The sequence below is a fragment of the Streptomyces sp. NPDC003300 genome, assembly GCF_040610915.1.
Taxonomy (GTDB): Bacteria; Actinomycetota; Actinomycetes; order Streptomycetales; family Streptomycetaceae; genus Actinacidiphila.
In genome coordinates this window covers 29,680-43,210 of the sequence record NZ_JBEXNE010000035.1, presented here as the reverse complement: position 1 = coordinate 43,210, position 13,531 = coordinate 29,680, and the positions used below count along the sequence as shown (strand labels likewise).

The following is a 13,531-nucleotide window of genomic DNA, read 5'->3' as shown; positions in this document are numbered from 1 at the left end:
CCCTGATCTCCCCCCACAGACAAGGTACGTAACCCATGGCTGCACACCGCGCACGCAGATGGTCGCTCGGCGGACTGGTCGTCCTGGTCGCCGCCGCTCTGGTGGCCGCCGTCCTGGTGGCGGCGACCGGTCCCGGCACGTCGAGGGCGGACGCCGCCGAGGGCCGGCAGACCTGGTCCGACGAGTTCGACGGCCCCGCGGGCAGCGCGCCCGACCCCGCCAAGTGGACGCATGAGAAGGGTGGTTCGGGCAACGGCAACAACGAGTTGCAGTACTACACCGACAGCACCTCCAACGCCGCTCTCGACGGCGACGGGCACCTGGTGATCACCGCACGGCCCAACTCCGACACCGGACTGTCCTGTTGGTACGGACCCTGTAAGTACACCTCGGCGCGGCTGAACACGGCCTCGACCTTCACTCAGGCGTACGGTCACTTCGAGGCCCGCATCAAGATCCCGCGCGGCCAGGGCATCTGGCCGGCGTTCTGGATGCTGGGCAGCGACATCGGCAGCGTCGGCTGGCCCAACAGCGGTGAGCTGGACATCATGGAGAACATCGGACGGGAGCCCGGCACCGTCCACGGCACGATCCACGGCCCCGGCTACTCGGGCGCGGCCGGTATCGGGTCCCCGTACACACTGCCCGGCGGCGCGGCCTTCGCGGACGACTTCCACACCTTCGGTGTGGACTGGAGCCCGAGCGCGATCACCTGGACGGTGGACGGCACGGTCTACCAGACGCGTACGCCGTCGGACGCGGGCGGCAACACGTGGGTGTTCGACCACCCGTTCTTCCTGATCCTCAACCTGGCGGTCGGCGGTGACTGGCCGGGCTCGCCCGACGGTTCGACGTCCTTCCCGCAGACGATGACGGTCGACTACGTACGGGCGTCGCAGTGGGCCAGCGGCTCCGGCACGACGGCGGGCGGCGGCACCGGCGGGTCCGGCGGGTCTGGCGGCTCCGACCGGGTCGGCTCGATCAAGGGCATCGGCGGCATGTGCGTGGACGTGGCGGGCGGCTCGTCGGCCGACCGTACGCCGGTCCAGCTCCACGACTGCACCGGCAATGTGGCCCAGCAGTGGACGCTCGGCGCCGACGGGACGGTACGGGCGCTGGGCAAGTGCCTCGACGTGGACGGCGGTTCGACGGCGGACGGCGCGGTCGTGCAGCTCTACACGTGCAACGGCACCCAGGCGCAGCAGTGGAAGTACACCGACGCCCACGACCTGACGAACACGGGCGCGGACAAGTGCCTTGACGCGAAGGACAATGCGTCGGCGGACGGGACGCGGTTGCAGACCTGGACGTGCGGCGGGGCCGCCAACCAGAAGTGGATCTTCGGCTGACCCCTGGTCCGACGGCGTGGGGCGTGCCCGGTCCACCGGGCGCGCCTCGCGCCGTCTTTGGCCGGTTTCGGCGGTTCGCCCGGTTCGCTCGTGGGAGTACCGTCACCTTCCGGGAGCACCGACCGACAAGGAGTACGCCATGTCATGGGTGACCAGCGGCCTTCGGGCGCTCAGCGGCGAGATGCGCGCACGGTGGCACGGGTACTTCGTCGGCTACGGGCAGCAGGACTGACGCCCGCAGCAGGACCGGGCACCACTCGGACCGACAAGGAGGACGGCCACGATGTCATGGATCGTCAGGAGCCTTCGCGCGCTCAGCGGTGAGGCGCGTGCGCGGCGCAACCAGTACGGCGACAGGTACGGGCACAACGCCTGACGTCTTCTCCGCGCGGGGACGGGACGGGCGGCCGTACGCGGCGCGCGTTCCGTCCCGTATCCGACAAGGCGGGCGACCCGTGTTCCTCGACAGGAAGAGTCTGTGGCCGGACCTGCGGCGGTGGGAGGAGCAGGCGGCGGGCCGTGACGGGCCGTTCCGGCTGCGCTTCGGCACCCTGTTCGTGGCCGACGCCGACGCGGCCCGTGACGTGCTGGTCGAGCAGGCGGGCGACTATCTGTCCCAGTCCGGATTCTTCCGCCTCGGGCCGGAGTCCCTGCCCCCGGCGGTCAGGGGCGAAGCCTCGCGTGAACTGCTCAGGGTCCTGGCCCGGCACGATCCCGCGTCGTCCTTCGACCTCGGCGCGGCTCTCGGCGAGGTGTGTGACGGTCGCGGCCGTCTGCGGCACCAGCGCTGGGGCGTCGAGGTGGTCCGGCGGTACTTCGCCCCCGTCATCGCGGACCGGAGCCACACCGCGATCAACGCGCTCGTCGACACGTATGTGACGTCGAGTGTGGTCGCCGACGACGTCGTCGGCCATGTGCTGAGACGCTCGCACCGTACGGTGCCCGCCGTCCGGGCCGGGCTCGCCGAACAGCTCGGGCGGCTGTCCGCTCAGGAGGACGGGGCGCGGGATCTGGTCGACCTCGTGCTGGGGCTGCCCGGCGAGCTGTCGACGGCCGATCGCGCGCAGGTGCTGCAACGCCTCGTGCTGTCCACGGTCGGCTTCACCGGCGTGACGCTCGAATGGGTGGTGCTGCTCGGGGTCCGGCACGGCTACAACACCCCGACGGTGCGGCGGGAGCAGGTCCACCACCTGGTCAGGGAAGCGCTGCGCCTGTATCCGACCGCCTGGCGGCTGATGAGAGTGGCCGCCGCCGACCACGAGATCGCCGGGGCCGAGGTCCGCGAGGGCGAGCACGTCCTGATCGGTACGCACGCGATCCACCGGTCGGCGGCCGTCTGGGAGGCGCCGCTGGACTTCCGCCCCTCGCGCTGGCAGCGGCCGACCGACGAACAGCGGCGGTCCTACCTGCCGTTCGGCAAAGGCGAGGGCATGTGTCCGGCGAGCGGCTTCGCCGTCAGGGCGCTCGAACACCTCAGCCACCTCATCCTGAGCGGCTACCGGGGCGAGGTGCGGCTGCGCACGCGCAGGCCGCATGTGCGTACGCTTCTGGCGCCGCCCGCCGGCTGGACCCGGCTCACCGCGCGAGCGGTACCGGCTCCCGAGCGCTGAATCGGCCACCGCGGCCCACGCCCTCGGCCGCGGGGCAGGACTTCTTCGTGGCCGCCGCGTCAGACCGGCGACTTGCGCAGGCGGGCCCGCCTGCGGTGCAGCGGTCCGCGCTTGGGCGGCGGTGAGGCGAGGCCGAAGCGGACGGCGACGCGGGTGCCGCCCATCGGGCCGCGGTCGATGTCCAGCGCGCCGCGGGTCGCGGCTGCGGCGCGGCGGGCGATGTCGAGGCCGAGGCCGGTGGACGCGGTGCTGGCGCCGCGGACGAGGGCGTCGTCGGGGTCCGGGATGCCGGGGCCCGCGTCCTCGACGGTGAGGGTGACGGACTGGGCGGCGCGCACCAGGCGCAGCGCGAAGGCGGTGCCGGGCGCGGTGTGCCGGAAGACGTTGCCGACGAGCGCGTCGATGACGGCGGCGAGGTCGTCCTCCGGCAGGTCGATCAGGGCGTCCTCGCCGGTCACTTCCACCAGGCAGGGGCGGCCCTGCTGTTCCGCGAGCGTCGTCCAGAATCCGGCGCGGCGGCGGACGATCACCGTGGCGGCGCACAACACCTGTTCGGGCCGGTCGAGTTGGGGCGCGCCCATGTGTCCGACGGCCAGCGGTGTGCGGGCCGCGGTGATGACGGCGTGCAGTTGTGTTTCGAGCTGGGCGACCGCGGCGGCCACGGGGGCGGCGTCCGGTCCCGTACCCATGCGTTCGGTGGCCAACTGGAGGGCGGTCAGGGGTGTCCTGAGGCGGTGGGACAGGTCGGCGACCAATTCCCGCTCGACGGCGAGGAGTTCCAGCATGCGTGCGGCCATGGCGTTGAACGCCTGCCCGGCCTCGCGCAGTTCCGGCGGCCCCATGGGGTCGACGCGGGACTCCAGGTCGCCGCGGCCGAGCGCGTTGGCGGCGCAGGAGAGGTTGCGGGAGGACCGTACGACGCGGGAGGCGAGGCGGTCGGCGACCAGGACGGAGCCGACGACCAGGCCGACGGCGAGCAGCGCCATCACGGTCAGCGACGCGTTCACCCCGCGGTTCAGCTCGGCTTCGGGGACGAATTCCTCGACGACGGCGACCCGGCCCTGCGGCAGCACGACCGGCTGGAGGTAGACCCAGCCGCCGCCCGGCAGGTCCTGCGCCAGTGACTCGCCGTCGTGCTGTGCGCGCACCAGCAGGGAGTGGGGTGCGTGGCCCGCGCCGATGGAGCGGCCGTCGGGCTGGTGGACCGCCAGGTTTCCCGACGGGTCGAGGCCCGAGACGGCCTGCCGTACGGCGGCCGGGTCGTCGGTGAGCGTGAGGACCGGCGCCAGGGCGGCGGCGCGCTGCTCGGCGGCGGTGATCGCCTGGTTGCGGGCCTCCGAGCGGACCAGCAGGCCCAGCGGGATGAGGAAGGACAGGGCCACCATCGAGGTGACGGCCAGGGCGACCCTGGCCAGGGTCCCTCTCACCGGGGGGTCACCAGTTTGATGCCGACGCCGCGCACCGTACGCAGCAGGCTCGGCGCCGCCGCGCTCTCGCCGAGTTTGCGGCGCAGGGAGGACAGGTGGACGTCGATGGTCTGGTCCTCGACGTAGGGGTCGCGCCAGACCTCGGTGAGGATGTGCCGTTTGGACACGACGGTGTCGGCGTTGGCGGCGAGGAAGGACAGAAGGTCGAACTCGCGGCGGGTCAGCGGGACTTCGTGTCCGTGCAGGTGGACGGTGCGGGGTCCGGGGTCGATGCGCAGCGGTCCGAGGGTGACGGGCTCGCGCAGATTGGGGGCGCCGGTCCTGCCGTCGGGGCCCGCGGAGCGGCGCAGGACGGCGCCGAGGCGGGCGGTGAGCTGTCCGCCGGAGAAGGGTTTGACCAGGTAGTCGTCGGCGCCCGCGTTGAGGAGCCGGATGATCTCGGCCTCGTCGTCCCTGGCGGTGACGATCAGGACCGGTACGCGGGAGATGCCGCGGATCATGCGCAGCGCGTCGCCGCCGTCGAGGTCGGGCAGCCCGAGGTCGAGGATCACCGCGTCCAACGGCGTTCTGGTCGCCTCGCGCAATCCGCTGAATCCGTCGGCGGCGCTGCGGACTTCGTGCCCGTCGCGGGTGAGTATCCCGATCAGTTCGGCACGTATGCCGGGATCGTCTTCTACGACAAGGACGCTCGCCATGCGGCACACCGTAACGGATCGGCCATGATGGCCCGGTGCCCCGGTCCTTGCGCCATTTCCTGATCTGGCTGTCGTGCACGGTCCTCACCGTCACGGCGGTGTCGTTGACCGTGCGCTTCGTGGTGGGTTCGACGGCGCCGCTGCCGCCGTCCGCGCGGGATGTGGCGGCCGGGATCGCCACCAACTCGCCCAGTTCCGTGGTGATCGGCTCGCCGACGGCCACGCCCCGGCAGTCGCCGACGCGGACCCGCAAGCCCACGGTGTCGCCGTCCCCCTCGACCCGTCGCCCGACGGCGACCGCGACCAGCCCGTCCTCCGCGCCGGCCGCGCCGCCGTCGACCGCCGCCCGGCCGCCGGACTGCGAAGGAGGTGCCGGGACGCACAGTTTCGAGTCGACGGGCGGTCAGGCGTCGATACGGTTCGGCGCGGACGCGGTGTGCCTGGTCTCGGCGGTGCCCGCGATCGGCTTCACCACGAGCACCCGGCAGAGCGCGCCGGACACCCTCACCATCACCTTCACCGGGGCGCGCCACCGCTCGGAGCTGACGGCGACGCTGCGTCCGCAGGCGAAGGAGGTCACCAGCGAGGTGTCCTGGTGAGGCGCGGTGTCCGCGGTCCTGCGGACGCCCGGCCGGGGGCGGGGCTCAGTGTTGTCCGCGGTTCTTCGCCCGCCCGGCCGGGGGCGGGGCTCAGCGGTGTCCGCGGTCCTGCGGACGCCCGGGCGGGGGCGGGGCTCAGCGGAATCTGCGGCTTTCCTTAGGGGAACATGAAGTTGGGCTCGGGTGGCGGATCGGACGGCTCCGGCGGCCTAGGGTCGTGCCCGCCGGACCGTTCCTGTGAGCGGGTCCCCCTCACGACACGTCTCCCCCACCACGAGGTGCCAGCGATGAGTTCGTCCCGCCGTGCCCACTCCCGTAACTCCGCCCATGGCCAGCACAGGGCGAGGCGCAAGCCGCGGATACGCATGGCGGTGACCGGAGCCGCGGCCCTGGCCGTACTCGGTGGTGGCACCGCCTTCGCCTGCCTCGGGGCACCGCATCAGGGGTCGCCCACCGCCGGGCACAGCGGCTCCGGCGCCGGCGACACGAGCGCGTCGGCCGGGCACAGGCCCGGCGGCAAGCCGGCCGGTTTCCGGCCCACCGCCCCCGCCGCGACCATCTCCACCACGCACCGCCCGCGCCCCGGACGGCCGAGCCCCAAGCCGACGGCCACGCCGACCGGCACCCCGGTGACCACCGCGCCCACGACGGCGGCGCCCAGCCCCTCGGCGACGACTCCCGCACCGCCCGCCACGACGAACCCGCCGAGCGCCGGGGACGCCGTGCGGCAGGTGCTCGACCTGATCAACCGCAATCGCGCCGCGGAGGGCCTCGCCCCGTACACGCTGCTCGAAGGGCTCAACAAGAGCGCCGCCGCGCACAATCAGGTGATGGCGTCCGGCTGCGGCCTGTCCCACCAGTGCCCGGGCGAACCGGCCTTCGGGGACCGCGAGACGGCCGCCGGGGTGCACTGGACGTCGGCGGGCGAGAACATCGGCGAGGGCGGCGGTGTGGGCTCCTCCGCCTCCGCGATCGCCGCGAGCGCGGTCGGTCTGACGCAGATGATGCTGGACGAGAAGGCCCCTGACGACGGCCACCGCCGCAACATCCTCAGCAGCGGCTACACGCACATCGGCATCGACGTCTACCGCGACGGTTCCGGCACGGTCTGGATGACGCAGGACTTCTCCAACTGACCGTCGCCGCCTCCTACTTCCTTCCCGCCCGGTGCCGCGAACCCCACAGCGCGGCACGTTCCCGTCGGCCGGGGCCGACCTCCCCCCGGCCCCGGCCGACGGATGTCCGACCGGCCGCCCCGTTCCCTCGCGGGTCTCCGGCAGGGGTGAACGGGCCGCTCACGCGGTGTGGTTGTCCGGCTGGAGGGCGGCGGCCAGGGCGGTCGGGCCGTGGGCGGTGGACCCTTGGGCGTACGCGGCGGCGTACGCCTGGTCGCCGAGCGCCGCGCGGGCCGTCTCCTCGCAGCGCTCGCGCACCAGTTGGAGTTCCGGCGCGCCGCGCTGCGGGTGGCCGACGCTGCGCCAATAGGCGCCGCCGGTGCCGTAGACCGACGCGGCCTGCTCGGCCCGGCCCTCGGCGGCCAGGGCCGCGGCGAGCAGATCGAGGCCGAGCGCGATGCCGAAGGCGTCCCCGATGAGGCGTTTGCTCTCCAGCATGGTGCGGGCGTAGCCGATGGCCTCGGTGGGGGCGCCGGAGAAGAGGGCGACGACGGAGAGCTGGTAGTCCAGGTAGGAGCGGGTCCAGACCTCGCCGGTGCGTACGCAGTGCTCGCGCAGTTCGAGGGCCCGCTCGCGGCCTTCGGCGAAGTCCCCGAGGGCGGTGAGGGAGAGCACTTCGACGAGGTTGCAGCGCAGCCGGTCCGGGGAGTCGAAGGCGAAGCCGGGCGCGCCGCCGAGCGCCGCGCGTACCGCGTCCAGTGCCTTGCGCGGCTGGCCCATGAGCAGGCCCAGCAGGCCGGTGAGGCAGGCGGCGGCGATCCGCTCCTCCTGGTCGCCGCCCGCTTCGGCCGCGGCCTCCACCTCGGCGCTGATCTCGGTGGCCAGGGCGTAGTCCCCTTGGAGGGTGACGGTGGCTCCGAGGCCGGTGAGCGCGCGGGCGTGGGCCCTGTCCTGCGCGGTGTGCAGTTCCAGGGCGCGCTCCAGATAGGAGCGGGCTTCCTTGAGGTGGCCGCAGCAGGTCCAGAAGTAGACCAGCAGCCCGGCCAGTTCGGCGGCCTGCGCCGGGTCGTGGACGAGCCAGTGGTCGAGGGCGGAGCGCAGGTCGGGGTGGGTGTCCTCGATCACCCGGTAGCCGAGGAGCTGGTCGGGGCTCGACCAGCTCCCGTCCGCCCAGCGGGCGAGGCCGGTGAAGTAGTCGGCGTGACGGCGGGCGGTCGCGGCGGACTCGCCCAGCTCGCGCAGCCACTCAGCGCCGTACTCGCGGATCGTGTCGAGCATGCGGTAGCGCTCGCGGTGTCCTGCGCCGCTCGACGCGTCGTCGGCGGGGGCCGCCCTGATGATCACCGACTGGGTGACCAGCCGTTCCAGGGTCGGCGCGACGTCAGCGGCGCGCAGCGGGCCGCCGGTGGCGACCGCTTCCGCGGCGGCCAGGTCGAAGGCGCCGCGAAAGACGCTGAGCCGGGCCCAGAGCAGCCGTTCCTGCGGGGTGCACAGCTCGTGGCTCCAGCCGATCGCGGTGCGCAGTGTCTGGTGGCGCCGGGGCCAGACGAAGCCGGTGCGGGACAGGACGTCGAAGCGTGAGCCGAGGCGGTCGGCGACGTCGGCGACGGTGGCGGGGCCGACCTGGGCCGCGGCCAGTTCGATGGCCAGCGGTATCCCTTCGAGGCGGCGGCAGATGGTCGCGGCGGCCTCCGCCGCGCCGGGTTCCGCGAGCGGGGTGTGGCCGAGGCGGCCGGTGACGCGCTGGTTGAAGAGGGCGAGCGCGTCCTGTCCTTCGGCCGACAGCGGTGCGACGTCGATCAGTTCTTCCACGGCGGAGGCCAACGGGCGGCGGCTGGTGGCCAGTACGGTCAGGCCGGGCGCGGCCGTCAGCAGTTCTCCGACGAGGTGGGCGCACGCCTCGATCAGGTGCTCGCAGGAGTCGAGCACGAGTAACAGGCGCTTGTCGGCGAGCCATTCGCACAGTGCCTCGACGGGCATCCGCGGTGAGTGGTCGGCGAGGTCGACGGCGTCGCTGACGGTGGCGAGCAGCAGGTGCGGGCTGTCGAGGGTGGCGAGGTCGGCCCACCAGGTGCCGTCGGGGAAGCGGGAGGAGTCGGTGTCTTCCGCAGAACCGATTCGCCGGTCCGCGCCCGGCTCCTGTTCCGCGGCGACTTCCACGGCGACGCGGCCGACCGACGCGCGCGCCGCCGCCCGCAGCGCGAGCCGTGTCTTGCCGACTCCGCCGGGCCCGGTGAGGGTGATCAGCCGGCGGTGTGCCAACGCCATGTCCAGCCGCGCGAGTTCCGCCGTACGGCCGACGAAACTCGTTGTCTCCTGCGGAATGTGCCCCTTCATGGCCACAGCCTGACACCGACCGACCGCGGAGGGAAACGGGCCGTCGTGGTGAAGCTCGGCGCGAGTGCCTCATGAGGGCGCGTCAGGCGGCGTACGCGGAACCGGACTCGGGCCGGTCCCGCGGGTCGCGCGCTTCACCCGCACTGACGGAGAGTCACCCGGTGAACCAGGGGTTCCCGCCGCCGAGGGACCAGACGGAGACTTTGGTGACGCCCAGTGAGGTCAGCACCGCCAGCTTGGAGTTGAGCGCGGTGCTGTCCACGTAGTCGTAGAGCTTTCCTCCGGAGACCCAGCGGATCTCTCCGGAAGAGGCGTCGCGACGGGCGGCGATCGTGCTCGGGTCGGTGGAGAAGCCGGGGCTGTGCTTCATGTCGCTGAACTGGATGTTGCCGGTGACCGCGTCCAGGTCGCACGGGTCGGGCGCGCTGATGCCGTACGAGGGCAGGGCGATGACCAGCCGCGACGGGTCCGGGATCTTGCTCTGCGCGTACCGCGTGACCTGCTTGAGCCAGGCGAGCGGGGTGATCGGCAGGCAGCGGCTGCCGGGCGCGGTGTCGAACTCCTCGTCGTACGCCATGATGTCCAGTTCGTCGACGCCCTTGGCGCTGACGGCGGCGTAGTCGTAGAAGGCGGCGTCCTCGGTCATCGCGGGCGCGTCGACCACGAGTTTCTTGCCCTGCGCGTGCAGGGAGGTCGCGAGCTGGCCGAGGAAGGTCTTGTAGTTGGTGAAGTCGGCGGCGCTCCAGGACCAGTAGTCCTCCATGTCGACGTCCACGCCGGTGAGTTGGTTGGTGACCACGAAGGAGGTGAGCTGCGAGACGGCGTCGCTCCGGTTGGCACTGCTGCTGACCAGGGCGTGGACGTCGGCGGTGGTCATGCCGGAGACGGTCGGGTACTGGTAGGCGGAGTGCGCCTTGAGGTCGGCGACGTTGGAGGCGCTGTAGGTGTTGCAGAGCCCGGCGGCCGTGGTCTCCAGGCTGACCTTGCCCTTGCCGGTGACGCTCCAGTACTCGGGTTTGAGCGCGCCGTTCTTGACCCGGTTGTCGGCGTATTCGCTCGGCGCGGTGCAGGTGGAGTCGCCTGCGGAGCCGGGGTAGAGCCAGGTCTGTAGCTGTACGGCGGAGGCGGCGGTACGGGCGGCGGGCGGCCGGTGGGCGGCGCCGCTCGACGCGGCGGCCGACGTACCGGGTCCGGACGTACCGCTGTCGGTCGTCATGGCGCCCGCGGCCATGGCACCGGCGAGGGCGGCCGAACAGGCGGCGGCCGTGGCGAGGATGAGCCTGCGACGAAGCATGATCCGTCCCTTCGGGGCGTGGGGGTGCGCCGCGTCGGCCGGGGGCGGCGGCGCGGGGTGGGGGGTGACGGAGGAGTCGTAGGTGGGCGCGGGGGCTACCCGTTGTCGTTCCAGTAGGGGTCGAGGACCAGGGTGTCGGCGCCCGGTACGCGCGAGGCCGCCGACCAGGAGCCGCCCAGGACGCGTCCGCTGTCGGGCTCGGGGGCGAGCGACAGTTCGGTGAGGATGCGGTACCGGTCGCCCCGGTAGACGGAGCGGGTGAACTCCACGACGCGCCCGTCCGCGTCCCTGGCGGCGCGTTCGAAGAGCAGGGCCGGGGTGTGGACGGGCACGCCGAGCAGTTCGGCCTCGGCCTCGTCCACCACGGTCGGTTCGATGAGCTGTGAGGCGCGGGTGAGCAGGATGCCGTACCGGCTGCCGAGCAGGCGGTAGAAGGAGTCGGTCTCCAGGTCGTGGGCGGTGAGGCCGGGGACCAGCGCCAGCGGTACGTGCAGCGTCTCGACGCACATCGGGTCGCCGTCGACCAGCCGCAGCCGGGCGATCCGCAGGATCCGGTCGGCCGGGGCGGTGCCGAGGCGGCGGCCGATCCTGGGTCCGGCGGCCATGGCGGTGAACTCCACGGTGCGGCTGGTCCACGCGCCGTCCACACCGCCGACGCCCATGCTCGGTCCCGGCCCCGCGGCCGGCCCCAGGCGCTGGGCGACCTTGTCCTCGGCGACGAAGACGCCGCGCCCGTGGGCCCGGATCAGCAGTCCGTCGCGCACCAGGTCGTCCATCACCGAGCGCAGCGTCGGGCGGGAGACCTCCAGGGTCTCGCAGAGCTGGCGCTCACCGGGCAGCGGTCGTCCGGTCGCGGTCTCCTCGACGAGGTCGAGGAGGTGCGTACGGATCCGCTGCCGCTTCTCCCAGCGGCTCTCGCTGCTGACCATGGGCCCACCAGTCCTGTCCGCGCGGGGCGGGTGCCGGTGTCTCGGCGTCCGGACGCCGAGGTGTTCGGCGACGCACCGATGATGGACCCCGTTCTTACCACTGGTCAATATGTGGTCAACGAATCCGCGCCGGAGTCAGCGGACAAAGGTCGGGGGACAAAGGTCAGCGGGTACGGGTCAGCGGGACAAAGGTCAGCGGGTACGGGCGGCGCGCTCCGCGTTCTTCTCCTTGATCCGCACCGCTTCCTTGCGGACCTCCGCCTGCACGGCACGCTCCTCGACCAGCCACTGCGGCTGGTCCTGCTTCAGCGCCTCGATCTCCTCGGTGGTGAGCGCCTCGGTCACGCCGCCGCGCGCGAGACCCGCGATGGACACGCCGAGCTTGGACGCGACGACAGGGCGGGGGTGCGGTCCGTTGTGCCGCAGTTCCACCAGCCACTCGGGGGGATCGGCCTGGAGCGCGTTGAGCTCGGTGCGCGAGACGACACCCTCCTGGAACTCGGCGGGTGTGGCCTGGAGGTACACACCCAGCTTCTTCGCCGCTGTCGCGGGCTTCATGGTCTGGGCGGTCTGCTGCGACGTCATGCCGTCAAGGGTAACGAGCGCGTGCGCCGCCTCCGACCACCAGCGGATAACCTGCTGGGGTGACAGGTTCGGAAGTACCTCCTTCGTTCCGGCTCGCATACGTTCCGGGCGTGATGCCGACCAAGTGGGTGCGGATCTGGAACGAGCGACTGCCGGAGGTCCCGCTCACCCTGGTCCCGGTGCCCGCCGCCGAGGCGTTCGGCGCGCTGCGGGACGGCGGCGGGTCCGGCGCGGACGCCGGATTCGTACGGCTGCCGGTCGACGGCGCGGACCTCAGCGCGATCCCGCTCTACACGGAGACGACGGTGGTCGTCGTCCCCAAGGACCACGCGGTCGCGGCGGTCGACGAGGTGTCGCTGGCCGATCTCGCGGACGACATCGTGCTGCGTCCCCTGGACGACACCCTCACCTGGCAGACGCCGCCGGGGCGGCCCGCGAAGGAGCGGCCCGCCACCACGGCGGACGCCGTGGAACTGGTCGCGGCGGGTGTGGGCCTGCTGATCGTCCCCCAGTCGCTCGCGCGGCTGCACCACCGCAGGGACCTCACCTACCGGCCGGTCCCGGACGCGCCCGAGTCCCGCGTCGCCCTGTCCTGGCCGCAGGAGGAGACCACGGATCTGGTGGAACACCTCATCGGCATCGTGCGCGGTCGCACCGTCAACAGCACGCGCGGCCGGCCGCTCCCGGAGCGGTCCGCACCGGGGGCGAAGGCCAAGGACAAGGCGAAGGACAAGCGCCCGGACAAGGTGTCGCAGGCGCGCCGCAAGCCCGCGCCGGGCCGGGGTGCCGGAGGCAAGGGCGGCAAGAGCGGCGGTACGGGCGGCGCGAAGCGCGGCAAGCCCCGCCGCCGCCCGTAGCCGGACCGGGGTCCCGGTCCCCCGTACGGCAGCGCGGTCGGGCCGGACCCGCCATCGAGGCACCGCCCGGCCGGCCGACCGCGATCACGTGGACGATGCGCGCCGGAGGCGGGTCGTCAGCTCGCGGGCGTCACGACGATGGCGTTGACCTGGGCCTGGTTGGCGGAGCCGCGGGTGAAGTCGAGGGAGAGGGTGCCGGAGGCGTCCACGGTGACGGGGAAGTCCTTCTCGACGCCGAAGGCTTCCTGGCCGTCCGCGCCCGCCGCCACGGCCGTGCCGATGATGTCGAAGTCGGTCAGGACCTTGGCGCCGTCGATCGTGACGTCGAATTCCCGCTGACCGGAGTGGGTGTAGTACCAGTCCATGAAGTAGAGACGGACCTGGTAGTCGGCGCCCGGGGTGAGACCGGGGATGCTGTAGGAGGAGTCCCCGACGCGTGAGGTGTTCCAGATGTCGGCGGGGATCGGGTGGGCCACGGTCCGTCCCCAGTTCGGGAAGCTGGGAGCGCCCGCGGGAATGGTGTCGGGCCTGCCGCCGGTGCCGGTGTCCGCGATGAAGTCGCCGCCGCCCGCGCCGCCGAGGTCAATCGACACCCCTGGTGCCACGTCGGCGTGAGCGGTCCCCGCGGTCACGAGACCACCCAGCACCATGCTCAGCACGAGGGCCGCGGCGGCGGCCACGCGTGCCCACACCGACGCGGACAGGCCGTTCAGCCGTGAGTTCATGCGTTCTCC

General features: G+C 72.7%; 12 protein-coding genes. 5 read left to right on the top strand and 7 right to left on the bottom strand.

The window, feature by feature from the left end; genetic code table 11:
- The first annotated feature begins 35 nt into the window (after positions 1 to 35).
- Both ABZX65_RS32830 and ABZX65_RS32825 read left to right on the top strand, forming a co-directional pair.
- Positions 36 to 1,349, top strand: a complete 1,314-nt coding sequence (locus ABZX65_RS32830) for a family 16 glycosylhydrolase (RefSeq protein ID WP_355348478.1) — start codon at positions 36 to 38, stop codon at positions 1,347 to 1,349.
- A gap of 455 nt (positions 1,350 to 1,804) precedes the next feature.
- Positions 1,805 to 2,959, top strand: coding sequence for a cytochrome P450 (locus ABZX65_RS32825; protein ID WP_355348475.1), 1,155 nt, complete (start codon positions 1,805 to 1,807; stop codon positions 2,957 to 2,959).
- A 59-nt stretch (positions 2,960 to 3,018) separates the two neighbouring features.
- Here ABZX65_RS32825 and ABZX65_RS32820 read toward each other — a convergent pair whose 3' ends face one another.
- Positions 3,019 to 4,386, bottom strand: coding sequence for a HAMP domain-containing sensor histidine kinase (locus ABZX65_RS32820; RefSeq protein ID WP_355348472.1), 1,368 nt, complete (start codon positions 4,384 to 4,386; stop codon positions 3,019 to 3,021).
- Complete coding sequence (locus tag ABZX65_RS32815; protein WP_355348469.1) at positions 4,383 to 5,081, bottom strand: response regulator transcription factor; 699 nt, start codon at positions 5,079 to 5,081, stop codon at positions 4,383 to 4,385. The genes ABZX65_RS32820 and ABZX65_RS32815 overlap by 4 nt, the downstream gene beginning before the upstream one ends.
- 35 nt (positions 5,082 to 5,116) lie before the next feature.
- Here ABZX65_RS32815 and ABZX65_RS32810 point away from each other — a divergent pair, with 35 nt between their 5' ends.
- Both ABZX65_RS32810 and ABZX65_RS32805 read left to right on the top strand, forming a co-directional pair.
- Complete coding sequence (locus ABZX65_RS32810; RefSeq protein ID WP_355348466.1) at positions 5,117 to 5,680, top strand: hypothetical protein; 564 nt, start codon at positions 5,117 to 5,119, stop codon at positions 5,678 to 5,680.
- 365 nt (positions 5,681 to 6,045) lie between these two features.
- Positions 6,046 to 6,816 carry a CAP domain-containing protein gene (locus ABZX65_RS32805; RefSeq protein ID WP_355348463.1) on the top strand — a complete coding sequence of 257 codons (771 nt, stop codon included), beginning with the start codon at positions 6,046 to 6,048 and terminating at the stop codon, positions 6,814 to 6,816.
- Between the two features lie 159 nt (positions 6,817 to 6,975).
- Here the strand turns inward: ABZX65_RS32805 and ABZX65_RS32800 are convergent, their stop codons facing one another.
- The 4 genes from ABZX65_RS32800 to ABZX65_RS32785 all read right to left on the bottom strand — a co-directional run bounded on the left by ABZX65_RS32800 (position 6,976) and on the right by ABZX65_RS32785 (position 11,940).
- Positions 6,976 to 9,132, bottom strand: a complete 2,157-nt coding sequence (locus tag ABZX65_RS32800; RefSeq protein ID WP_355348460.1) for a regulator — start codon at positions 9,130 to 9,132, stop codon at positions 6,976 to 6,978.
- Positions 9,133 to 9,286: 154 nt separating this feature from the next.
- Positions 9,287 to 10,426 carry a glycosyl hydrolase family 18 protein gene (locus ABZX65_RS32795; protein ID WP_355348457.1) on the bottom strand — a complete coding sequence of 380 codons (1,140 nt, stop codon included), beginning with the start codon at positions 10,424 to 10,426 and terminating at the stop codon, positions 9,287 to 9,289.
- Between the two features lie 95 nt (positions 10,427 to 10,521).
- The gene (locus ABZX65_RS32790; RefSeq protein WP_355348454.1) at positions 10,522 to 11,355 is read right to left on the bottom strand and encodes a GntR family transcriptional regulator; all 834 of its coding nucleotides are present in this window, start codon (positions 11,353 to 11,355) and stop codon (positions 10,522 to 10,524) included.
- Between the two features lie 192 nt (positions 11,356 to 11,547).
- Positions 11,548 to 11,940, bottom strand: a complete 393-nt coding sequence (locus ABZX65_RS32785; RefSeq protein ID WP_355348451.1) for a DUF5997 family protein — start codon at positions 11,938 to 11,940, stop codon at positions 11,548 to 11,550.
- 59 nt (positions 11,941 to 11,999) lie between these two features.
- Here ABZX65_RS32785 and ABZX65_RS32780 point away from each other — a divergent pair, with 59 nt between their 5' ends.
- Positions 12,000 to 12,797, top strand: coding sequence for a LysR substrate-binding domain-containing protein (locus ABZX65_RS32780; RefSeq protein ID WP_355348448.1), 798 nt, complete (start codon positions 12,000 to 12,002; stop codon positions 12,795 to 12,797).
- A gap of 116 nt (positions 12,798 to 12,913) precedes the next feature.
- Here the strand turns inward: ABZX65_RS32780 and ABZX65_RS32775 are convergent, their stop codons facing one another.
- The gene (locus tag ABZX65_RS32775; protein ID WP_355348445.1) at positions 12,914 to 13,522 is read right to left on the bottom strand and encodes a malectin domain-containing carbohydrate-binding protein; all 609 of its coding nucleotides are present in this window, start codon (positions 13,520 to 13,522) and stop codon (positions 12,914 to 12,916) included.
- Positions 13,523 to 13,531 lie beyond the last annotated feature (9 nt).

Bases quoted from the DNA above. Each gene is read 5' to 3' on its own strand.
- ABZX65_RS32830 (WP_355348478.1), top strand. From the start codon at position 36: ATGGCTGCACACCGCGCACGCAGATGGTCGCTCGGCGGACTGGTCGTC.
- ABZX65_RS32815 (WP_355348469.1), bottom strand. From the start codon at position 5,081: ATGGCGAGCGTCCTTGTCGTAGAAGACGATCCCGGCATACGTGCCGAA.
- ABZX65_RS32805 (WP_355348463.1), top strand. From the start codon at position 6,046: ATGGCGGTGACCGGAGCCGCGGCCCTGGCCGTACTCGGTGGTGGCACC.
- ABZX65_RS32800 (WP_355348460.1), bottom strand. From the start codon at position 9,132: ATGAAGGGGCACATTCCGCAGGAGACAACGAGTTTCGTCGGCCGTACG.
- ABZX65_RS32795 (WP_355348457.1), bottom strand. From the start codon at position 10,426: ATGCTTCGTCGCAGGCTCATCCTCGCCACGGCCGCCGCCTGTTCGGCC.
- ABZX65_RS32790 (WP_355348454.1), bottom strand. From the start codon at position 11,355: ATGGTCAGCAGCGAGAGCCGCTGGGAGAAGCGGCAGCGGATCCGTACG.
- ABZX65_RS32785 (WP_355348451.1), bottom strand. From the start codon at position 11,940: ATGACGTCGCAGCAGACCGCCCAGACCATGAAGCCCGCGACAGCGGCG.
- ABZX65_RS32775 (WP_355348445.1), bottom strand. From the start codon at position 13,522: ATGAACTCACGGCTGAACGGCCTGTCCGCGTCGGTGTGGGCACGCGTG.